The sequence below is a fragment of the Allobosea sp. CCNWLY174 genome, assembly GCF_037120455.1.
Lineage (GTDB): Bacteria > Pseudomonadota > Alphaproteobacteria > Rhizobiales > Beijerinckiaceae > Allobosea > Allobosea lupini.
The window spans coordinates 94,939-116,215 of record NZ_JBBBBQ010000006.1 but is presented as its reverse complement, the minus strand read 5'-3'; the positions used below and the strand labels follow the sequence as shown (position 1 = coordinate 116,215).

Below are 21,277 nucleotides of genomic sequence, written 5' to 3'. Positions count from 1 at the left end.
CGCATACAAACGAATTTTCACCCCGGCTTGTTGCAGTGCGCTGCACTGGCCTAGGGTAGGAAATCGCGCAGCGAGGGGCTGTGGATGCGTAAGACGTGCGATCAACGGGAGAGCCACCAGATGGACCGTCGCCAATTCGTCAGCGGAGCTGCGCTCGGCGCCGTCGCGCTGACCACGCCGTCGCTGCTGCGCGCCCAGGGCGCGCCGATCAAGATCGGCGAGATCAACAGCTACACCTCGCAGCCCGCCTTCCTGAAGCCCTATCGCCAGGGCTGGGAGCTGGCGCTGGAGCAGGTCAACGTCGCCGGCGGCGTGCTCGGCCGCAAGGTCGAGACCCTGTTCCGCGACGATGCCGGCAAGCCGGAGGATTCGGTGCGCCTCGCCGGCGAGCTGATCAACGCCGAGAAGGTCGACCTGCTGTCGGGTGGCTTCCTCTCCAATGTCGGCCTCGCCATCGCCGACTACGCCCTGCAGAACAAGCGGCTCTATGTCGCCTCCGAGCCGCTCTCGGACGCGATCGTCTGGGCCAAGGGCAATCGCTACACCTTCCGCCTGCGCCCTTCGACCTACATGCAGGCGGCGATGCTGGTCGAGGAAGCGGCCAAGCTCCCGGCCAAGAAATGGGCGACCGTGGCGCCGAACTACGAATACGGCCAGTCGGCGGTGAAGTGGTTCAAGGAACTGCTGAAGAAGGCCAAGCCCGACGTCGAGTTCGTCGCCGAGCAGTTCCCGGCGCTCGGGCGCATCGATGCCGGCGCCACCGTGCAGGCGCTCGAAGCCGCCAAGCCCGATGCGATCTTCAACGTCACCTTCGCCGCCGACCTCTCGAACTTCGTGCGCCAGGGCAACACCCGCGGCCTGTTCGAAGGTCGGACGGTGGTCTCGATGCTGACCGGCGAGCCTGAATATCTCGACCCGCTCGGCGCCGAGGCGCCGGTCGGCTGGATCGTGACCGGCTATCCGCATGCCGACATCCAGACGCCGGATCACGTCAAGTTCCGCGATGCCTACAAGGCCAAGTACAACGACTATCCGCGCCTCGGCTCGGTCGTCGGCTTCGACACCATGAACGCCATCGCCGCCGGCCTCGCCAAGGCGGGCACGACGGACAACGAGAAGCTCATCGACGCCATGAAGGGGCTGAAGTTCACCTCGGCCTTCGGCCCGGTGGAGTTCCGCGCCTCCGACCACCAGGCGACGCTCGGCGCCTATGTCGGCAAGACCGCGGTCAAGGACGGCAAGGGCGTGATGGTCGACTGGCGCTATGCCGACGGCGCCAAATACCTGCCGTCCGATGCGGAGGTGAAGACGCTTCGCCCGGCGGGCTAAGCGCCAGCTCCGACCTGATCTAGACTATGGCTGACCCGGCCGCGGCGGAAAGCTGCGGCCGCGGGAGAATTGCGCCCTTTTTCGGTTGTTTCGACGGAACCTCGCATGATCGATCTGATCTTCGCGCAGACGCTCAACGGCCTGGCCTCGGCCTCGTCGCTCTTTCTCGTCGCCTGCGGGCTGTCGATCATCTTCGGCGTGACGCGGATCGTGAACTTCGCGCATGGCTCCTTCTACATGCTGGGCGCCTATCTCGCCTTCACACTAGTCACCCGCTTCGGGCCGGCCGACGCGCTCGGCTTCTGGGGCGGCGTGCTGCTGGCGGCTCTCATCGTCGCGGCACTCGGCGCGCTCGTGGAGATCGTGATCCTGCGCCGGATCTACCAGGCGCCGGAGCTGTTCCAGCTGCTCGCCACTTTCGGCCTGGTGCTGATGGTGCAGGACATCGCGCTCGGCATCTGGGGGCCGGAGGACAAGCTCGGCCCGCGCGCGCCCGGCTTCAAGAGCTTCGTCGTGCTGATGGGCAGCCGCTTCCCGAGCTACGAGCTCTTCCTGATCGTGGTCGGGCCCATCATGCTCGGCCTGCTCTGGTTCCTGTTCCAGAAGACGCGCTGGGGCACGCTGGTCCGCGCCGCAACGCAGGACCGGGAGATGGTCGGCGCCCTCGGCGTCAACCAGCGCCTGCTCTTCACCTCGGTCTTCGCCTTCGGCGCCGGCCTTGCCGCCCTCGGCGGCGCGCTGCAGCTACCGCGCGAGGCGGTGAACCTGCACATGGACCTGTCGATGATCTCGGAGGCCTTCGTCGTCGTGGTCGTCGGCGGGCTCGGCAGCGTCACCGGCGCCTATCTCGCCGCGGTGCTGATCGGTATCATCCACGCCTTCGGCATCCTGATCTTCCCGAAGATCACGCTGGTGCTGGTCTTCCTGGTGATGGCCGTGGTGCTGGTGATCAAGCCCTACGGGCTGATGGGCAAGCGTCCGGTCGGCAGTGCCCATGCCCATGGCCCGGTCGAGCCGCTGCTGCTGCCGGCCAGCCATAGCGTCAAGCTGATCGGGCTCGCGGCGCTCGCCGTGCTGCTGATCGCGCCCTTCATCGTTGCCGACCACTGGCTGCTGACGCTGACCGAGCTCTCGATCTTCGCGCTGTTCGCGGCGTCGCTGCACTTCATGATGGGCCCCGGCGGCATGGCCTCCTTCGGCCACGCCGCCTATTTCGGGCTGGGTGCCTATGGCGCGGCGCTTGCGGTTAAATGGCTGGGCATGCCGATGCTGCCGGCGCTCGCCTTCGCGCCCTTCCTCGCCGGCATCGCCGGCTTCGTCTTCGGCTGGTTCTGCGTGCGGCTGTCGGGCGTCTATTTGGCCATGCTGACGCTCGCCTTCGCCCAGATCGCCTGGGCGACCGCCTTCCAATGGGTCGACGTCACCGGCGGCGACAACGGTATTCTCGGTGTCTGGCCGGCGGCCTGGGCGAGCTCGAAACTGGTCTACTACTATCTCGCGCTCGCGGTCTGCGTCGCCGCGATCCTCTGCCTTCGCGTCGTGGTCTTCGCGCCCTTCGGCTATGCCTTGCGGGCCGGCCGCGACAGTCCTCTCCGGGCCGAGGCGATCGGCCTGCCGGTGATGCGCATCCAGTGGATCGCCTTCATCATAGCGGCCTTCGCTGCCGGCATCGCCGGCGCCTTGTTCGCCTTCTTCAAGGGCTCGGTCTTCCCGACCTATCTGGCGATCCCGCGCTCCGTCGACGGCCTGCTGATGGTGCTGCTCGGGGGCGTCCAAACCGTGTCGGGCCCGATCGTCGGCGCCTTCGCCTATATGGGCCTGCAGGAGCAGTTGATGAAGGCGACGATGTACTGGCGCTTCGTGCTCGGCGCCTCGATCGTCCTGCTCGTCATCCTGTTCCCGCGCGGGCTGGTCGGCACCGCCCTCGCCTTCGCCGAACGGCGGCGCGAGGCCGAGCCTGCCACGCCCGTCGCCGCCACGCCGGAGCCCGCCCGATGAGCCCGGTTCTCGAAGTCCGCAATCTCGGCAAGTCCTTCGGCGGCGTGCGCGCCGTCGACGATGTCAGCTTCTCGGTCGAGGCCGGCAAGCTGCTGGCGCTGATCGGCCCGAACGGCGCCGGCAAGACGACCTGCTTCAACATGCTGAACGGCCAGCTCCCCTCCGACCGCGGCGAGGTGATCTTCGACGGCAAGACAATCACCGGCCTCAAGCCGCGCGAGGTCTGGCGGCTCGGCGTCGGCCGTACCTTCCAGATCACCGCGACCTTCGCCTCGATGAGCGTACGCGAGAACGTGCAGATGGCGCTGATCTCGCATGCCGGCGAGACGTGGACACTGTTCGGCCGGGCCAAGGACCGCCATGTCGCCGAGGCGGACGCGCTGCTTGGCCAAGTCGGCATGCTCGACCAGGCCGAGCGTGCCTGCGGCGTCCTCGCCTATGGTGACCTGAAGCGGGTCGAGCTCGCGGTCGCGATCGCCAACAAGCCGAAGCTTCTGCTGATGGACGAGCCGACCGCCGGCATGGCACCGCGCGAGCGCATCGCGCTGATGGCGCTGACCGCCGAGATCGCCCGGGAGCGCGGCATCGCCGTGCTGTTCACCGAGCACGACATGGACGTGGTCTTCGCCCATTCCGACGCGATCCTCGTGCTCGACCGAGGCAAGCTGATCGCCAAGGGCCGTGCCGAGGAGGTCCGCAACGATCCGGCCGTGCGCGCGGTCTATCTCGGCTCCGGCGCGACCTCGGGAGGCCACTAGGAATGATCGTTTTCAATCATTCGCGCCGTCATCCCGGACGGAGCGCAGCGGAGATCCGGGATCCATTCCGGAGCTTAGCCGAAAGAGGTTCCGGAATGGGTCCCGGGTCTCCCTACGGTCGCCCGGGACGACCAAGCTTGTTTCGAACGGTGAGAAGCGAGCGATGACCCAAACCATGCTCGAGATCGAAGGCCTCAACGCCTATTACGGCCGCGCCCATATCCTGCACGGCGTCGGCTTCTCGATGGGGCGCGGCGAGGTGCTGGCCCTGATGGGCCGCAACGGCGCCGGCAAGTCGACGACGATGAAGGCAGTGATGGGGCTGGTGCCGCCACAGGCCGGCCGCGTCACCTTCGAGGGGCACACCATCGTCGGGCGCGAGCCGTTCGAGATCGCCCGCCTCGGCATCGGCTATGTGCCGGAGGAACGGCGCGTCTTTTCCGAACTCAGCGTGATGGAGAACCTCTCGGTGGCGCAGCGGCCCAAGCGCGAGGGCGCGCCGCACTGGACGCCGGAGCGGCTGTTCCAGCTCTTCCCCAATCTCGGGCGCATGCGCGACCGGCCGGGCGGGGCGATGTCGGGCGGGGAGCAGCAGATGCTGACCATCGCCCGTACACTGATGGGCAACCCCAAGCTCGTCCTGCTCGACGAGCCCTCGGAGGGCCTCGCGCCGGTGATCGTCGAGGAGATGGCCAAGACCATCCTGGCGCTGAAGAGCGAAGGGCTCTCGGTGCTGATCTCCGAGCAGAACCTGCATTTCGCCGGCTCGGTCGCCGACCGCGCCACCATCATCGAGAAGGGCCTGATCCGCTTCACCGGCACGATGGACGAGCTCAAGGCCGACGACGCCGTCCGGGCGCAATACCTGTCGGTGTAACCGACGAAAAACCCCGGAAGCTTGCGCTTCCGGGGCAGGTGCCCGGCCGTGACCACGGCCTGGGGGGAGGAGCCTTACCAGCCGGCGAGGACCGAGCCCTTGAAGCGCTCGGCGACGAAGGCCTTGATCTCGGGGGTGTGATAGGAGGCGAGCAGCGCCTTGACCCAGGGCTTGTCCTTGTCGGCCTCGCGCACCGCGATCAGGTTGACATAGGGACCCTTGGGGTCTTCGCGCAGGATCGCCGAGGTCGGTTCGATCTTGGCGTCGACCGCGTAGTTGGTGTTGATCGCGGCGGCGGCGACGTCGGCGAGCGAGCGCGGCGTCTGGGCGGCCTCTATCTCGATGATCTTCAGCTTCTTCGGGTTGCTGACGATGTCGGCGACGGTCGGCTTGAAGCCGACGCCGTCCTTGAGCTTGATCACGCCCTTGTCCTGCAGGAGCAGCAGCGAGCGGCCGCCATTGGTCGGGTCGTTCTGGATCGCGACGGTGGCGCCATCAGGAACCTCGGCCCAGCTCTTGTACTTCGACGAATAGATGCCGAGCGGGAAGTTCACGGTCAGGCCGACACTGACGATCTTGAAGCCGCGATCCTTCACCTGGTTGTCGAGATAGGGCTGGTTCTGGAACGAGTTCGCCTCGAGCTCGCCGGCGGCCAGCGCCTGGTTCGGAACGACATAGTCGGAGAACTCGATGATCTTGAGGTCGAGCCCGTTCTTGGCGGCGATCGGCTTCACCTTCTCGAGAATCTCGGCATGCGGGCCGGGCGAGGCGCCGATGCGGACGACCTGGTTCTGCTGGGCGAGCGCCGGGGCGGCGATGACGAACGAAGCGGCAAGGCCGAGCGCAATGCGGCGGCTGACGAAGATGGACATAGTGGCTCCTTGGTGAACTGAACGGGTTGAAAAAGGAAAGCAATCAGGCGTGGCGCAGGCGCTTGTTGAGGCGGCGCGAAAGACGGTCCCCGACGCTCTGCACGGTCTGGACGAGGACGATCAGCACGGCGACGACGATCGCCATCACATCCGGCATGAAGCGCTGATAGCCGTAGCGGATGCCGAGATCGCCCAGCCCGCCGCCGCCGACGGCGCCGACCATGGCCGAGAAGCCGAGCAGGCTGACGAGAGCGAGCGTCAGGCCGAGCACGATCGCCGGCAGCGCCTCGGGCACCAGCACCTTGCGCACGATCTGCAGCGGCGTCGCGCCCATCGAGCGAGCGGCCTCGACCAGGCCCTGATCGACCTCGCGGATCGCCCCCTCGATCAGGCGGGCGATGAAGGGCGTCGCTGCGACCGTCAGCGGCACGGTCGCAGCGAAGGTGCCGATCGAGGTGCCGGCGATCAGCCGGGTGAAGGGGATGATCGCGACGACCAGGATGATGAAGGGCGTCGAGCGCGTTGCGTTAACCAGCGCGCCGAGCACGGCATTGACCGCAGGCGCGGCGAAGAGTTCGCCCTTTTTGCTGGTGGCGAGGAAGACGCCGAGCGGCAGGCCGAGCGCGGTGCCGAGGCCGGCGGCGATCGCGACCATCAGCAGCGTGTCGCCGGTCGCCTCGATGATGAGACGGATGAGTTCAGGAGACATGGCCGACCAGCTCCGCCTTGAGATCGAGGGATTTCAGCGCGCCAAAGACGGCGGCGAGCTCGGGCTCGCTCGCCGGCACCGAGACCAGCAGGCTGCCGAAGGGCTTGTCGCCGATCGCATCGATGCGGCCGGCGAGGATGTTGACGTCGACGCCGATCACGGCGCTGAGGCGGCTGATCACCGGCGTCGTCGCGTTCTCGCCGGTGAAGGCGATGCGCAGCACGGCGCTGTCGCCGGCCAGCGCCTGCTGATGGATGCGGCCGGCGAGATAGTCGGGCACCTCGACGCCGGTCACCGCCTCGACGAAGCTCGCCGTGGTCGGATGGCGCGGCTTGGTCATCACCTCGAAGGTCTCGCCCTCCTCGACGATGCGGCCGCCCTCAATCACCGCGACGCGGTCGCAGATCTCCTTGATCACCGGAATCTCGTGGGTGATCAAAAGGATGGTGATGCCGAGCTCGCGATTGACCTGCTTCAGCAGGGCCAGGATCGCCCGGGTGGTTTCGGGATCGAGCGCCGAGGTCGCCTCGTCGCAGAGCAGCACCTTCGGCTCAGTAGCGAGCGCCCGGGCAATGCCGACCCGCTGCTTCTGGCCGCCGGAGAGTTCGGCCGGATAGCGCTCGCGCTTGTCGGCGAGCCCGACCAGGTCCAGCAGGCGGCTGACCTGCGCCACGATCTTCGCCCGCGGCACGCCGGCGATCTCCAGCGGCAGCGCGACATTGTCGAACACCGTGCGCGACGACAGCAGGTTGAAATGCTGGAAGATCATGCCGGTGGCGCGTCGGCGCTCGCGCCAGCCGGCCTCGGTCAGATTGGTGACGTCCTCGCCCTCGATCAGGATACGGCCCGAGGTGGCACGTTCCAGCCCGTTGACCAGGCGGATCAGCGTCGACTTGCCGGCGCCGGAGCGGCCGATCACGCCGACGATGCTGCCGCGCGGCACGACGAGGTCGATGCCGGCGAGCGCCGTCACCGGCTCCTGGCTGTCGCGGCTGGGATAAGTCTTGCCGACGGCCTCGAAGCGAATGATCGCATCGGCCGGTGGCGTCGGAAGCAGGGCCTCGACGCGAAAGGCGCCGGGCTTCACGGGGGCGTTCATCATGACCTCAGAAATGCGTGTGGCACGACCAGTGCGCAATGCCCAATTGCTCGAGCGTGACCTCGCGGATCGAGCGGCGGCGCTCCTCGGCGCCGAGCTCGGCCACAGGCCGCTCCAGCCAGCGCGGCTCGCTTGGTTCGGCCGGCACGGCCCGCTCGAACCAGGCGGCGAATGCCGCGCGCAGTGTCTCGAACAGCGTCACCGAGGTGCTCCTCAGGCCGCCAAGCGCAGGCCGGGACGCGAACGGACGAGCTGGCGCGCAGCCAGTTCGGCCGCAACCGGCGTGGCGAAGCGCTGGCCTTCGAGCCGGTCGAAGGCGGCCGATGCCGAGATGAAGGTGAAGAAGCGCTCATCGGCGCCGCGGGCGACGAGACCCGCCTGGGTTTCGCCGATCTCGATGACATAAGCCTGACGAGCCGGCGGGCTGGGAATGACCTGGGACTGGAACGACATGATGACCTTCGCCGCGTTACGGCGCCCTGTAGTACGGTGATGTCTGGATTGATGCCGCGGAACGGCGTCAGCGCTGGATCAGCGACGACAACAACACATCATCGAACGGACGATCGGTTCGACAGGGCGGAGAACGGAGCCGGTCATGTTCATCTCCTCAAGCTGGGGAGCCCACGACCACGTCGTGGCGCTTTAGCGTTTGGTGACGCGGCGCAAGCTGCTCGCTCAAATCTCCGCGGCCATCGGTGACCCGACGACATCCGCAATCTAGGAAATGCCGTTCTGCATGTCAATCCAAACGTTCTTTTAAAGGTACGCACCGATCAGGAAGAGCCTTTCGTCGAACGGCAAGAGAAGGAAATTTTCTTTTCCGGCGCAGCCCATTCCTCCCTTGACGTAGAACAACATGCCATTCTGGCGTCGCGGGCCCGACCTGCTATCGTCCGCTCCGACTCAACGTGGGGATGGGATGAACGACAGGACGGACAGCGCCAGCAGCGCGGACGGCCGGATGACGGTGGCGGGCAGCACCTTCGTCCAGGACGTCGGCAGGCCGCTCGCCTTCACGGCCGACGGGCTCGTCGCGGTCTCCGGGCACGACTGGCGCGACGGCGTGCTGCATGATGCCGCCCGAATCGAGGGCCATGCCCGGCCGGATCGCGCGCGGATCGCCCGGATCGACCAGCCGGAACCGGCGCAGGACCTGTCCCTGACAATCCGCTCCTTCCCCGGGCAGAGCGCGCCGCTGCTGCGGCTCAGCCTGCCCGCCGGGGCACAGGGCGATCTCGACGACCGGCTCGCCGCCGAACTCTTCCTGCCGCAACCCCTATTCGCAGCGCTGCGGCAGGACCTCATTGACGGACGCGCCGGTCATCTCTCCTTCGCCGCGACGACCAATCTCTGGCTGCGCGATGGCACTGCGGACGAAGAGCCACCGGTCTTCCATCTCGCGCCGGAGGCCGATGGCCGCACACGCCAGGCGCATGGCCGGGTGCACAGCATCAGCTGGCGCCCGCTGGACCCGCCTGGCGACCCGGCCTTTGTTGCGTCCGGGCAGCCCGATCAGGAAGCGGAGGAGCCGGAAGACCCGGTCGCCGAACAGCTGCGGCGGATCAACTGGAGCCTGAAGCAGGTCCTGATCATCCTCGTCTTCCTGATGCTGATCATCGCGCTGAAATAGGGCTTACCCATCCTGAGAGCGCTTGTTCGCTTGCGTCTCGTAGACCTGCTCGTTCTCGATCCATTTGCCGTCGAGGCCGCGGCCGCGGTTGAGCTGCGTCTTGTCGCGATTGGAGAGCACCTTGTGATCCTGAAGCGAGACCGGCCGCGTGCTCGTCGCGCCGGTGCCATCGCCCTTGCCCTTGATGCTCGGACCGAGCTTCCCGCCTGCATTGGCCATCATCGTCTCCTTTGCGTGCGTCGAGCCCCCTCGCATTGCCAACGCCGCGGCCCGGCGATGGTTCGCCTGCGAACTTCGCCCGCAGGCCTGCGTTGTTTCCGGTGCAGACCAGGAGGCGCCCATGCTCGACATCCTTCCCGCCGCCGACCATGTCGCGGCCTTTCGCATCACGGGGACGCTGTCGGAGCCGGATTTCGACAGGCTGATCGCCGAAATCGAGAGCAAGCTCGAACGCCACGAAAAACTAGGCATCCTCGCCGATCTCACCGGCTTCGAGGACATGACCTTTCGCGCCGGCCTCAAGGATGCGCGCTACGGCTTCGGCAAGCTGACGCAGCTCCGGCGCTTCCCGCGCGAGGCCGTGGTCACCGACAAGGGCTGGATCGAGACGCTGGTCGCCATCGCCGGCCCGCTCGTGCCCTTCGTCGAGGTCAGGAGCTTCAAACCGGGCGAGTTCGATGCAGCGCTCGCCTGGGCGAGCGAGATCGAGGGCGGGCCGAACGCCTGACCTTCAGGTTTCAGCAGGCAAAGCCCAGAACGCCCACGCTTCCGGCGGCAAGGTGTCGAGTATGCGCGCGAAGGCGCGCCGATCGACATGCCGCCAGAGCGCGGCGGCGACATCCTCGATCGCGCTCTCCGGCAGAAAGCTGTGTTCGATGCGAAATCCCATCGCCTCGCGCGCCAGTTCCGCCCGCGGTGCGAAGGCCAGCGGCTCCTGCGCCGGGTCCCACTCGTAGAGGAACATCGCGCCGAGGAGCGGCGGCAGCGCCTGCGCGAAAGCGACCGCCTGCGGTACCGACAGGCGCGCCCGGAAGGTGACGAAGACGCCGAGCACCGAGTACCAGGTCTGATGGGTGGTCGCGTGGCCCAGCGTCTCGCGGGCATCGAGCAGAAAGCGTTCGAGGTCGCGCGAGGCGTGGACGAAGTCGGGCGGCAGGGGCATGCCGGCATCATAGCCTCGCAGGCCCGCGGCGGAAACCGGGCGAAGATGAACGCCAGCGAACTATTCCGTTCACGCGGAGTTCTGGACAGACCCGCTTTTATCGCGGCAACCAAAGGAGATGCCCCATGCGACACCTTCTCATCGCCGCGGCGATTGCACTCGGCGCCGCCGTGACCCCGGCCGCCGCCAGCGAAACCTTCAGCGGCGCTGCGGCGCTCGACAAGGTCGAGGCGACCTATGTCCGGCACAACCGCGAGCACCGGATGTGGGAGATCCAGCGCAATATGGAACGCCAGCAGCGCTATGGCCGCCACCATCGCGGCTATGACCGCGGCTACGGCTACGGCCACCGCCGCGGCGGTCCGCCGCCTTGGGCCCCGGCCCATGGCCGCCGCCATCACGACCGTTACGACCGCTTCTGAGCGGTCGCCGCGCCCTTCGCCTCCCTGTCCCCCAGGGCGAAGGGCGCGGAATTCATTAGCCTCCTTCTCCCCTCGGGGAGAAGGTCCGGCAGGGGATGAGGGCGGGACGACCGGGTGAGCGCTGAGCGTCGGGCTGGACTTCCCTCATCCGTCAGCGCTCCACGCTGCCACCTTCTCCCCCGAGGGGAAAAGGGTTCGCGCCCAAGCTTTTCCCCGCCCGCAGGCTCAGCCTGCGGGCGTTGTCGCATGTGAGGGGCAGCGGAGCGCCGCGAGGCGCTGGTTTGGTATCCGCTTCCGTGAGCTACGGAAGCGGCGCGGATGGATTGAGCCACCATCCGCACGCCCCGTGGCGCTCCGCTTGGCGGCGATTTGAAAGCTCCGGGCCGCGCTTCTGTCGCGCCGGCTTCAGAAGCCGGCGCGGTCTAGCGAGCTCCTCGCGCAGAGGTCGTAGTGCCTCCAGGTCGGTTCCCGAAGCCTCCCGGGAGCGAGGCGCAACCCTCGCCCGCAGGCGCCGCACCCATCCCGCCAAACGACATGCCTCCGGTCGGCCGCCCCTCGGGGATGGGATGCGCGGCATCATACGGGAGGTTCGGAGGGCGGGGATAAAATCGCCCTCTACCCTGTCGCTAGGCATCACCTATTTCTATTTGAAAAGCAGCGAGAGCCTGCAATACGAACGTAAATCCCGGCATTTCATCGATCTTTCTGATTGATTTTTTTATCTTTGATGAAGTTCGTGAGCACAAGCCAACTATATAGCTCTTCATCTTCGAATCCGGCCTCTGCTGCAAACGTGTTAGATACATGAATATTAACTCAGCACCATCACGATCGATGTCATTTCTGCGTTCAGACATTTGTTCGAAAATTAAGAAAACCTGCTCTACATTTGGACCCATTGAGCCAATTAATTTTGCAAGTGGCCGCTCAAGCCAATTTAGATTATCACTTGCATCGAAATCTTTTCCCTTGCGCCCTAATCGAAGTCCTTCTAGATAAGCACAGATAGATGTCCGTAGATGCTCAAGCATCTTATCTTTGTTAACTAGAGATATCGCAGTCGCCCTATTAAGATAGCAAGCACCAAGTTTACTCCAAAATTCACTCTTAATCCTTGGTTCAAATCTTTCGTCATTTATCATGACGTTACAAATTCGTTCCGCTTCGGCTACTCCATAGCCAGAAGCCAACTCCATATTATACCAGCGTCGCATCATATATCCATCGCGGTATGCCAACCCTTCCGCATGTCTAAAACATTCGCGGGCTTTCTCTCTATAATCCGGCCCCAATTCGGAATAGGCCTGACCCAGTAATGACTGCACACGCGGATTTAGTAGAACTGGATCACTTTGAGAACGCCCTTCACCAATCTGGGCTATTTGGATAAATTTTCTTTGCCGAATTAGAACGCTCATACTGCTGATCACAGCAGCTTCTTCGGGTGTTGTTTTTGTCCCTTGGGATTTAAAATGATCAACTCGCGTACGCAAGCCATTAAAATATGATAGCTGCTCAGATACGATCGATACAAAGGGGATACATGGAGGCGTCAATTGGTAGAGCGTCTCTCCACCCTCGCCTTCCAAAGTCGACAAGAAAACGCCACTACACTCTGTTAATGCGTCTCTTAGTTGCTCTTTAGAAAATTGAAACAAACCTGAAAGAGTTGAGAAACTAACAGGCTGCTCTAGTAAAAACAAACCAGCCAATAATTGGCGTGATTTACCAGAAGAGTCGAGCCTATCATACTCTCTCTGATACAAATACCTTCTCGACTCATCACCGCCCTTTGCCTTAAAATTAGCGATAGCTTCGGTATAATTTCCGCAGTATTGTTTTAACCAAATAATTGTTTCAATTAAAAGCGGAAGCCTGCTAGTAGCCTCTTGGAGCAATGGTATTTTTTCCGCTGGTGGCGGAGCAGATCCGAACTGCTTACAACATATATCCAAGAAATCAAAAAATTCTGTCTCAACATCCAACCCGGGAACAGGCAGTGCAGAGTTTAAGGCATGGGCAGGAGGGAATCTCAACGTATACAAAATGCGTGTGCGCTTCTTCGCGAGAACAGTCTTCATAAAGAGAGACTCTTCACCCGTGTCAATTTTTTGCCTACTTAGAGCATCGATGTCATCGATCACAATTAAACCAGAATAATTGTCAAACAATTCGGACGTCAGTGAATCATAATCCATTTCCTGAAAATTCTTGCCAAGACTTACCATTCCAGAATGAAACAAAATTTGAGAAAATTGTTCTGATGCATTTGAAAACTGTCTAAGCTGGAATGCTTGCTGTTTTCCTGTCTGAATATTTAGCTCTGTCTCTTTTCCCGAAATATAGATGGCATAATCTAATCTATCACCATTCTTTGATCGAACTGAAGCCCCATGCTCGACTAAAAGCCTCGCAAATTCGAATGCCAGAGTACTTTTTCCAGACCCTCCGGGTCCGTGAAGATATATCCGAGGCTGATCGCCCAAAACAAACCACGACCACAGAGCTTTCAGCAAATCCGGTCGATTCACAAACTCCTTTACGGTCGCTGGAGAAGGTGGAAACGACCGATGAATAGGAAAATTCATACCGACATCTGCCGGTAGAGAACTTCGGTCTGAATAGATTATCGGCAGGTGTCGAGCTGATGGCTCGACAACTTCATGTCGATCACGAACCCAAATCCTTCCACTCTTATACCCCGCAAGGTCTCTATTTAGCTTAACAGGTTCAACGAATCCTCTCCGAGGAACCAACAGAGCTATGATCTTTTTTCGTTCTGAATCGACATCAACAGAGAAACTCTTTGCGACACACTCAACATCGGATCCTGTAAAATCCGTTATCGCTCGATTGAATGACTCAATGTCAAATTCTTCCGAAACGCCTGACACCGTTAGAGATCGGTCTTTGACACCGAAAACAGCAATCCCACCATAAGAATTATGGAAGGCTAGAGCCAACCTAAGAATCGAAGCACCGTACGAATCGGTCCATTTTTCAGGAATTGTTTCTTTATAATCGAGAATATATGTTTCCTGAACGTGAAAACGTCTCTCATCGCAATTCCACAGATCAGAAAATAAATCAGAAAATCCCGCTGGCAGCTGCCTGCTCTCTATTGCTGCATGGAGCACTCGAAGCTCGTCTCTCACTCGTCGCCTCCGTATTTAATCCTTCTCAGATTGCTTAATCTGGCATGCTTCGCAATTCTTAGAAGCGTACATACGCGAAATTTTCGACGAGAGGGTCTTCCACCCTCCACTCTCAACAACATACGGAAGCAAAACGTGCGATCTCGCCGATAAACTGGAGCTACTTCACCCCCCCTTCCCCCGCCTTCTTCTCTCTCCCGCCCCTTTCGGCCGTGCCTCCGGCACCGGGCCCATCTCATCGAGGGTCGGCTTGCGCGGCCGCGCCACGCTCGCCTTCGGCCGCCCCTCGCCGCCGCCCCAGTTGTGCGGGCCCATATCGGCGTCGGTCGGCTTGCGGGCTCGCGTCGGCAGGTTGGCACTCGCGCCATAGCTGCGCTCGCCCTGGTACTTGCCGGCGCTGCCCTCGACATCGCTCTGGCGGGCGAGCGGGTCGTCGGCGATGGCGAGCTCGGTGGCCTGCAGGCGCTTGATCTCGTCGCGCAGGCGCGCCGCGGTCTCGAATTCGAGGTCGGCCGCGGCCTCGCGCATGCGCTTCTCGAGATCGGCGATCGCGGCCTTGAGGTTGTGGCCGGCGACCGGCCCCTCGACCAGGCCCTTGTCGACGGTGACATGGTCGCGCTCATAGACCGAGCCGAGGATGTCGCCGATGGCGCGCTTGATCGTCTGCGGCGTGATGCCGTGGGCGGCGTTGTAGGCCTCCTGCTTCTCGCGCCGGCGATTGGTCTCGGCCATCGCCCGCTCCATCGAGCCGGTGACGTGGTCGGCATAGAGCACGACCTTGCCGTCGACATTGCGGGCGGCGCGGCCGATGGTCTGGATCAGCGAGGTCTCGGAGCGCAGGAAGCCCTCCTTGTCGGCGTCGAGGATGGCGACGAAGCCGCATTCGGGGATGTCGAGGCCCTCGCGCAGCAGGTTGATGCCGACCAGCACGTCGAAGGCGCCGAGGCGCAGGTCGCGCAGGATTTCGATGCGCTCGATCGTGTCGATGTCGGAGTGCATGTAGCGCACGCGCACCCCGTTCTCGTGCAGGTATTCGGTCAGGTCCTCGGCCATGCGCTTGGTCAGCACGGTGACGAGGGTGCGGTAGCCCTTCTCGGTGACCTCCTTGACCTCGTCGAGGAGGTCGGCGACCTGGTGCTTGGCCGGACGGATCTCGACCGGCGGGTCGATCAGCCCGGTCGGGCGGATGACCTGCTCGGTGAAGACGCCGCCGGTCTGGTCCATCTCCCAGCCGCCGGGCGTGGCCGAGACATGGATCGAGGACGGGCGCATCGCATCCCACTCCTCGAAGCGCAGCGGCCGGTTGTCCATGCAGGAGGGCAGGCGGAAGCCGTATTCGGCGAGCGTCGCCTTGCGGCGGAAGTCGCCTTTGTACATGGCGCCGATCTGCGGCACCGTGACGTGGCTTTCGTCGGTGAAGACGAGGGCGTTGTCGGGCAGGTACTCGAACAGGGTCGGCGGCGGCTCGCCCGGCTTGCGGCCGGTGAGATAGCGCGAATAGTTCTCGATGCCGTTGCAGGAGCCGGTCGCCTCGATCATCTCGATGTCGAAGGTACAGCGCTGGTCGAGCCGCTGCGCCTCGAGATAGCGGCCCATGCGGTTGAGCTCGTCGAGCCGGCCCTTGAGCTCCTCCTTGATCGACTTGACCGCCTGGTTCAGCGTCGGGCGCGGCGTGGTGTAGTGCGAATTGCCGTAGACCTTGATGAATTCGAGCTCGCCGGTCTTCTGGCCGGTGAGCGGGTCGAACTCGGAGATCGATTCGACCTCGTCGCCGAACAGGCCGATGCGCCAGGCCCGGTCCTCATAGTGGGCCGGGAAGAGCTCGACCGTGTCGCCGCGGACCCGGAAGGAGCCACGCGAAAAATCGTGCTGGGTGCGCTTGTACTGCAGCGCGACGAGGTCGGCGATCAGCTGGCGCTGCTCGATGCGCTCGCCGAGCTTCAGCGAGAAGGTCATCGCCGTATAGGTCTCGACCGAACCGATACCGTAGATGCAGGAGACGGAGGCGACGATGATGACGTCGTCGCGCTCCAGCAGCGAGCGCGTCGCCGAATGGCGCATGCGGTCGATCTGCTCGTTGATCGAGGATTCCTTCTCGATATAGGTGTCCGAGCGCGGGACGTAGGCCTCCGGCTGGTAATAGTCGTAATAGGAGACGAAGTACTCGACCGCGTTGTCGGGGAAGAAGCTCTTGAATTCCCCGTACAATTGCGCGGCCAGTGTCTTGTTAGGGGCGAGGATGAGCGCCGGGCGCTGCGTCTCCTCGATCACCTTGGCCATGGTGAAGGTCTTGCCCGAGCCGGTGACGCCGAGCAGCACCTGGTCGCGCTCCTGCCGGCGGACGCCGTCGACGAGATCGGCGATCGCGGTCGGCTGGTCGCCGGCCGGCTCGAAATCCGACTTCATCCTGAAGCGGATGCCGCCTTCCGATTTCTCGGGGCGCTCCGGCCGGTGCGGCGTCCAGGGCTTACCGGGGGAGATGAAGGGGCTGCCGGTCTCGAGCAGCGCCTGCAGCGATTTCGCCGTCAGCGAGGCCGCGCTGTCGCTGTCGGCATCGAAGGCCGAATCCGCCTTCTTCGAAAGCTTGCGCGGCTTCGCCTCGCCGGCATCGCCCGGCCGCGCCTCATAGCCGGCCTGCGGCGCATCGCTGAAGCCGGCCGCGCCGCCCGGCACCGCCTTGCCGCGGTTGATCGCCGGGTTGAGCAGGTCGGCGAGATAGCCGTCCAGCGGCTTGAGCTCGGGCTTGCTCGCCTTGGAATTGGGCGTGCGGGTCGCAGCGGATTTCTTCGCAGCCGGCCTGGTCGCGACTTCGGGCTTGGCGGCGGTCGTATCGGTGCTCTTTGGCATGAGCGCAATATGGGAGCGATTTGCGGCGGATGCGAGGGGGTGCAGCGCGCAAGGCGACGTGTTGGTGACAGGAGTTGACAGGAAGGAAGATGCAACCTTAGCTTGCTTTAACTATAAATTACACTCGGAAGAAGTGAAGATGGTCGGGGATGGGTGCGCGCCCGGTGCGACGGAGGTCGAAGCCTTCATCGCGCGCTGGCGCATGTCGGAAGGCGCGGAACGGGCGTCATTCCCGTCCTTCATCGGCGAGTTCTGCGAGCTGCTGCGGATGGAGCGCCCGCAGCCGCCGACCAGCGACGTCGAGGCGGTGGCTTACCGCTTCGAATACCCGGTGAGGCTGTCAGGACCGGACGGCTCAGGAACGACTGGACGGATCGACCTCTATCGGAAGCGCTGCTTCGTTATGGAGGCCAAGCAGAGTCGGCTGAGGGGCCAGCCCAAGGAAATCCTGCCCGCCGGCGATACCGACGACGAGCCGGCCGGCGCGCCGCGAGGGCGCCGCGGCGCCGATCGCGGCCTCGACGTGATGATGCTGAACGCCAAGCGCCAGGCGGAGCAATATTGCCGCGCCTTGCCCGCCTCGCATGGCTGGCCGCCCTTCGTCATCCTCTGCGATGTCGGCCACTGTTTCGAGTTCTACGCGGACTTCTCCGGGCAGGGGAAGAACTACGCCCAGTTCCCGGACCGGCACCGCTTCCGGGTCTATCTCGAGGACCTGCGCGATCCCGCCATCCGGGCCGGGATCGCGCGCATCTGGAGCGATCCCGTCTCGCTCGATCCGTCCCGCCAGGCCGCCCTGGCGACGCGCCAGATCGCCCAGCGCCTCGCTTTGGTCTCCAAGGCGCTGGAGCGCCGTCACGATCCGGAAGACGTCGCGCTGTTCCTGATGCGCTGCGTCTTCACCATGTTCGCCGAGGATGTCCGCCTGATCCCGGCCGACAGCTTCAAGCGGCTGCTGCGCGAGTGCCTGGAGGCGCCGAAGAGCTTCAAGCCGCTGGGGGAGGATCTCTGGCGCGCCATGGATCTCGGCCGCTACTCCTCCGCCGTCCGCGCCGAGCTGAAGCGCTTCAACGGCCGCATGTTCGCCGAGCCGCAAGTGTTCGCGCTGGGCCGGGACGGCATCGCCGAGCTTCTCGCGGCCGCCGAGCATGACTGGAGCCTGGTCGATCCCGCCATCTTCGGAACCTTGCTCGAACAGGCGCTGGAGCCGGCCGAGCGGGCCAGGCTGGGCGCGCATTACACGCCGCGCGCGTCGCTATCCTACTCTGATTTCAGCCCTTTTTCGGAGTGAGCATTCGAATGGCGGTTGCTACAGTTTTTATGCCCGTTTCTAGTCTTTCAGCATCATCATGCATAAAATCATCGAGCATCATGTCAAGTAAAGCATGAACGCCTTCCCATGTACGTGGCACCACCAAAATCGCATAGTTTCCGGCAGCTTCGCTGGCATCGAACGCAGCATCTCGAGCGCGGCTTTCGTCAACGCGGCCAGCAGCTAACTCCGCATCAGCAAGCAAGAGGTAATTGCGGTTAAGCATTCTCCACGTCCTGATTGCGACCAAGGACGGGTCTTCTCTGTGGCTCGCCGTAGTTTGAGTAGGAGCTCGTCGACTTACAGACGCCATGTGCCCCCCCACATGTCTGTGTTTGCCATGTACTCCGTATGCAGCCCCCCCGAATCACCCAAGGCGGCCAACACATGGATAATTCAATCTCCAGTTTAGATTTGCAATAAATTTCATGAAGTCGACAGGATTGAAATAAGATTGCACGCAGCTATTTCCGGCCAAGCGGCCCGCTTGATGACGCGCAGACTCGGAAGCAATGAGCGTATCCGCCATTCACCAACGATCCGCGTTATTCCAAATCGCTTTGCTTCGATCCCTTCCCGTTCCCCGAGATCGCCGAGGCGCAGAAGCAGGTGATCCGCGCATCGGCCGAGGCGCTAGACGCGCTTCGCAAGGACGTGCTGGAGCGGCACCCGAACCTGACGCTGACCGGGCTCTACAATGTCCGCGAGGCGATCCTCGCCGGCAGGCCGCTCTCCAGCACCGAGGCCGATATCCGCGATCGCGGGCTGGTGCTGATCCTGAACGAGCATCACGAGGCGATCGACGCGGCGGTCGCTTCCGCTTACGGGCTGCCGGCGGACGCCGAGGACGAGACGATCCTGGCGATGCTGGTCGCGCTCAACCGGGACCGGGGCCGCGAGGAGGAACGCGGAACGACGCGCTGGCTACGACCTGACTATCAGCGCCCGCGCTTCGGGCGGGAGGCTGCGGTCGACGAGCAGATCGAGGTGGCCGAGTTGCTGTCGTTGCCGGCGCCCCGCAGCGCCAAGCCGGTCTTCCCGACCCAGCCGGTCGAGCGGGTGGCGGCCGTCCTGGCCGTGCTGGCGACCGCGACCATGCCGCTCGACGCCGCCGCGATCGCGCAGCGCTTCCGGCAGGGGCTCAAGGTCCGCGGGACCATCGCGGCGATCCTGATATCGCTCGCGCGCGTCGGCGAGGCCTCGACCATGGACGGAGGAGGAAGCTTCGTGCGCCGCTTCCTCGCGACCGGCTGACGGTCGCTTGGTCGCGTGAACGCCGCCAAGCGATGCGACCCCGGCCGCCGGCAGATGTTCAGCCGTCCTTCTCGAGTTCGCTGTGTGATTTCAACGCGTAGCCGCCGCGCGGCTGCGTCACGAGATAGGCCGGGTTCTCCGGCGAGGCGTTGCGGCGGACCTCGGTGCCCTTGATCGTGCGGGCCACCGGTTCGGTGAAGACCTGCTCGATGCGGCCCCTGGCGGTGTGCGCGCCCCAGCGCCAGGTCACGTCGGTGCCAGCCTTGTATGCCGTGGTCACGTTGCAGCTCCCCCTCGTTGCTTGCGAAACGCCGAAGCGACGATTTCGTTCAGGCGCCCCGTCACGCGAGCGTCACGGCGCTGTCGCGCGTCTGCAAACTCCGGACGCGAAGCGGGGCCGTCCCGCTTTTCCCGATACCGGAGCTTCACGCCATGCGCCTGCGCCTCGCCGCCGCCCTCCTGCTCTCCTCGACCATGCTCGCCGGCGCACAGGATGCGCCAAAGGAATTTCCGGCCAAGCTGGTCGGCCATGCCTTGCTGCCGGCCAACACCATCATCCCGGCCCCGGCCGATGCCCCGGGCGACCTCAAGGTCTCCGGCAAGTTCACAACGCCGGGCAAGCGGATCGAGCAGGTCGGCACGGTGATGGGCACCTCGGGCGGCCGCCCGACCGGGCTCTCCACCCCCTTCGCCGGCCAGCCGGTGCAGGGCTTCTCCGGCATCCGCTCGCTGGGCAATGGCGAGTTCCTGGTGCTGACCGACAACGGCTTCGGCGCCAAGGCGAACTCGCCGGACGCGATGCTGTTCTTCCATAAGCTCAAGGCCGATTTCGAGGGCGGCAAGATCGAGCGCCTGTCGACCACCTTCCTGCACGACCCCGACAAGAAGGTGCCGTTCCGCATCGTCCATGAAGGCACCGAGAAGCGCTACCTGACCGGCGCCGATTTCGATCCCGAGTCGATCCAGCCGATCGGCGGCAAGTTCTGGATCGGCGACGAGTTCGGCCCCTATCTGATCCGCGTCGACGCCACCGGCAAGGTCGAGGCCGTGTTCGAGACCACCGTCGACGGCAAGCCGGCCCGTTCGCCCGACCATTACGCCGTGACCACGCCGGGCGCGCCGAACCTGCCCGTCGAGTTCAACGTCCGCCGCTCCAAAGGCTATGAGGGCATGGCGCAGTCGCCGGACGGCCGCTTCCTCTACCCGCTGCTGGAAGGCCCGCTCTGGAATGCGCAGACCAAGGGCAACGAGGAGGTCGACGGCAAGGAAGTGCTGCGCATCCTCGAATTCGACGTGCAGAACGAGAAGTGGACCGGCCGCTCCTGGTTCTTCCCGCTCGAGCAGAAGGGCCTCGCCATCGGCGACTTCAACATGATCGACAGCACCACAGCGCTGATCATTGAGCGCGACAATGGTGAAGGCACCGCCGACCGCGCCTGCGCGCCCAGTCAGAAGGGCCCGGACTGCTTCCACGACCTCGCCAGGTTCAAGCGCATCATCAAGATCGAGATGACCGACGCCAATGTCGGCAAGCCCGTACGCAAGATCGGCTATATCGACCTGATGAAGATCGCCGACCCCGACAAGAAGGCGAAGCAGGGTGCGATCGACGGCGTGCTGCCCTTCCCGTTCTTCACCATCGAGAACGTCGACGTTGTCGATCTCGCGGGCGGCATCATCGTCGTCGGAAACGACAACAACCTGCCGTTCTCCTCGTCGCGCGATCCGAAGAAGGCGGATGACAACGAGCTGGTGCTGCTCCAGGTCAAGGACCTGCTCGCGGCCAAGTGAGCGGCGAGCCCAGGCAGACCTTCTGGCGACAATTCGAACCCCTCTCCTCGCAGGAGAGG

At 63.9% G+C, this 21,277-nt stretch carries 21 protein-coding genes; 10 read left to right on the top strand and 11 right to left on the bottom strand.

All coding sequences use genetic code 11. The annotated features are described in order from the left end of the window. The first annotated feature begins 120 nt into the window (after positions 1 to 120). The 4 genes from V7S63_RS18385 (at position 121) to V7S63_RS18370 (ending at position 4,962) form a co-directional block, all read left to right on the top strand. Positions 121 to 1,329, top strand: a complete 1,209-nt coding sequence (locus tag V7S63_RS18385) for an ABC transporter substrate-binding protein (protein ID WP_336531252.1) — start codon at positions 121 to 123, stop codon at positions 1,327 to 1,329. Positions 1,330 to 1,434: 105 nt separating this feature from the next. Further along, positions 1,435 to 3,327, top strand: a complete 1,893-nt coding sequence (locus V7S63_RS18380) for an ABC transporter permease (protein ID WP_336531251.1) — start codon at positions 1,435 to 1,437, stop codon at positions 3,325 to 3,327. After that, entirely contained in the window at positions 3,324 to 4,085 is a 762-nt protein-coding gene (locus V7S63_RS18375; protein ID WP_336531250.1) for an ABC transporter ATP-binding protein, read from the top strand. The genes V7S63_RS18380 and V7S63_RS18375 overlap by 4 nt, the downstream gene beginning before the upstream one ends. Positions 4,086 to 4,248: 163 nt before the next feature. Further along, positions 4,249 to 4,962, top strand: coding sequence for an ABC transporter ATP-binding protein (locus V7S63_RS18370; RefSeq protein WP_336531249.1), 714 nt, complete (start codon positions 4,249 to 4,251; stop codon positions 4,960 to 4,962). Positions 4,963 to 5,036: 74 nt separating this feature from the next. Here the strand turns inward: V7S63_RS18370 and V7S63_RS18365 are convergent, their stop codons facing one another. Genes V7S63_RS18365 through V7S63_RS18345 form a run of 5 tightly spaced genes read right to left on the bottom strand, consistent with a single transcriptional unit; the run spans position 5,037 to position 8,095 of the window. Beyond that, entirely contained in the window at positions 5,037 to 5,834 is a 798-nt protein-coding gene (locus V7S63_RS18365; RefSeq protein WP_336531248.1) for a MetQ/NlpA family ABC transporter substrate-binding protein, read from the bottom strand. Positions 5,835 to 5,877: 43 nt separating this feature from the next. Further along, the gene (locus V7S63_RS18360) at positions 5,878 to 6,543 is read right to left on the bottom strand and encodes a methionine ABC transporter permease (RefSeq protein ID WP_126114307.1); all 666 of its coding nucleotides are present in this window, start codon (positions 6,541 to 6,543) and stop codon (positions 5,878 to 5,880) included. Next, the gene (locus V7S63_RS18355; protein WP_336531247.1) at positions 6,533 to 7,642 is read right to left on the bottom strand and encodes a methionine ABC transporter ATP-binding protein; all 1,110 of its coding nucleotides are present in this window, start codon (positions 7,640 to 7,642) and stop codon (positions 6,533 to 6,535) included. The genes V7S63_RS18360 and V7S63_RS18355 overlap by 11 nt, the downstream gene beginning before the upstream one ends. 7 nt (positions 7,643 to 7,649) lie before the next feature. Continuing rightward, positions 7,650 to 7,844 carry a hypothetical protein gene (locus V7S63_RS18350; protein WP_336531246.1) on the bottom strand — a complete coding sequence of 65 codons (195 nt, stop codon included), beginning with the start codon at positions 7,842 to 7,844 and terminating at the stop codon, positions 7,650 to 7,652. Positions 7,845 to 7,855: 11 nt separating this feature from the next. Then, a complete protein-coding gene (locus V7S63_RS18345; RefSeq protein ID WP_091835058.1) occupies positions 7,856 to 8,095 on the bottom strand; it encodes a hypothetical protein in 240 nt (79 codons plus the stop codon). A gap of 469 nt (positions 8,096 to 8,564) precedes the next feature. Here V7S63_RS18345 and V7S63_RS18340 point away from each other — a divergent pair, with 469 nt between their 5' ends. Next, complete coding sequence (locus tag V7S63_RS18340; RefSeq protein ID WP_336531245.1) at positions 8,565 to 9,275, top strand: hypothetical protein; 711 nt, start codon at positions 8,565 to 8,567, stop codon at positions 9,273 to 9,275. Positions 9,276 to 9,278: 3 nt separating this feature from the next. Here the strand turns inward: V7S63_RS18340 and V7S63_RS18335 are convergent, their stop codons facing one another. Next, positions 9,279 to 9,494: a hypothetical protein gene (locus tag V7S63_RS18335; RefSeq protein ID WP_091835064.1), complete on the bottom strand. Its 216-nt coding sequence runs from the start codon at positions 9,492 to 9,494 to the stop codon at positions 9,279 to 9,281. A 121-nt stretch (positions 9,495 to 9,615) separates the two neighbouring features. Here V7S63_RS18335 and V7S63_RS18330 point away from each other — a divergent pair, with 121 nt between their 5' ends. Next, complete coding sequence (locus tag V7S63_RS18330) at positions 9,616 to 10,002, top strand: SpoIIAA family protein (protein ID WP_336531244.1); 387 nt, start codon at positions 9,616 to 9,618, stop codon at positions 10,000 to 10,002. Positions 10,003 to 10,005: 3 nt separating this feature from the next. On the opposite strand, the gene V7S63_RS18325 is transcribed toward V7S63_RS18330, so the two are convergent. Beyond that, positions 10,006 to 10,437, bottom strand: coding sequence for a DUF2267 domain-containing protein (locus tag V7S63_RS18325; protein ID WP_336531243.1), 432 nt, complete (start codon positions 10,435 to 10,437; stop codon positions 10,006 to 10,008). Positions 10,438 to 10,562: 125 nt separating this feature from the next. On the opposite strand from V7S63_RS18325, the gene V7S63_RS18320 reads away from it, so the two are divergent. Then, entirely contained in the window at positions 10,563 to 10,859 is a 297-nt protein-coding gene (locus V7S63_RS18320; RefSeq protein WP_152016067.1) for a hypothetical protein, read from the top strand. Between the two features lie 626 nt (positions 10,860 to 11,485). Here the strand turns inward: V7S63_RS18320 and V7S63_RS18315 are convergent. Then, positions 11,486 to 14,014: an RNA-binding domain-containing protein gene (locus tag V7S63_RS18315; protein WP_336531242.1), complete on the bottom strand. Its 2,529-nt coding sequence runs from the start codon at positions 14,012 to 14,014 to the stop codon at positions 11,486 to 11,488. Between the two features lie 165 nt (positions 14,015 to 14,179). After that, positions 14,180 to 16,861 carry an excinuclease ABC subunit UvrB gene (gene uvrB / locus V7S63_RS18310; protein ID WP_336531241.1) on the bottom strand — a complete coding sequence of 894 codons (2,682 nt, stop codon included), beginning with the start codon at positions 16,859 to 16,861 and terminating at the stop codon, positions 14,180 to 14,182. Between the two features lie 139 nt (positions 16,862 to 17,000). On the opposite strand from uvrB, the gene V7S63_RS18305 reads away from it, so the two are divergent. Continuing rightward, the gene (locus V7S63_RS18305; RefSeq protein ID WP_336531240.1) at positions 17,001 to 18,152 is read left to right on the top strand and encodes a type IIL restriction-modification enzyme MmeI; all 1,152 of its coding nucleotides are present in this window, start codon (positions 17,001 to 17,003) and stop codon (positions 18,150 to 18,152) included. Here V7S63_RS18305 and V7S63_RS18300 read toward each other — a convergent pair. Next, positions 18,133 to 18,399 (bottom strand): hypothetical protein, encoded by a 267-nt coding sequence (locus V7S63_RS18300; RefSeq protein ID WP_336531239.1) that lies wholly within the window; start codon positions 18,397 to 18,399, stop codon positions 18,133 to 18,135. The two genes, V7S63_RS18305 and V7S63_RS18300, sit on opposite strands and share 20 nt — an antisense overlap. Positions 18,400 to 18,782: 383 nt before the next feature. On the opposite strand from V7S63_RS18300, the gene V7S63_RS18295 reads away from it, so the two are divergent. Continuing rightward, complete coding sequence (locus V7S63_RS18295; RefSeq protein ID WP_336531238.1) at positions 18,783 to 19,427, top strand: hypothetical protein; 645 nt, start codon at positions 18,783 to 18,785, stop codon at positions 19,425 to 19,427. Positions 19,428 to 19,485: 58 nt separating this feature from the next. Here the strand turns inward: V7S63_RS18295 and V7S63_RS18290 are convergent, their stop codons facing one another. Next, complete coding sequence (locus V7S63_RS18290; protein WP_336531237.1) at positions 19,486 to 19,707, bottom strand: hypervirulence associated TUDOR domain-containing protein; 222 nt, start codon at positions 19,705 to 19,707, stop codon at positions 19,486 to 19,488. Between the two features lie 152 nt (positions 19,708 to 19,859). On the opposite strand from V7S63_RS18290, the gene V7S63_RS18285 reads away from it, so the two are divergent. After that, complete coding sequence (locus tag V7S63_RS18285; RefSeq protein WP_336531236.1) at positions 19,860 to 21,218, top strand: esterase-like activity of phytase family protein; 1,359 nt, start codon at positions 19,860 to 19,862, stop codon at positions 21,216 to 21,218. Positions 21,219 to 21,277: the final 59 nt, after the last annotated feature.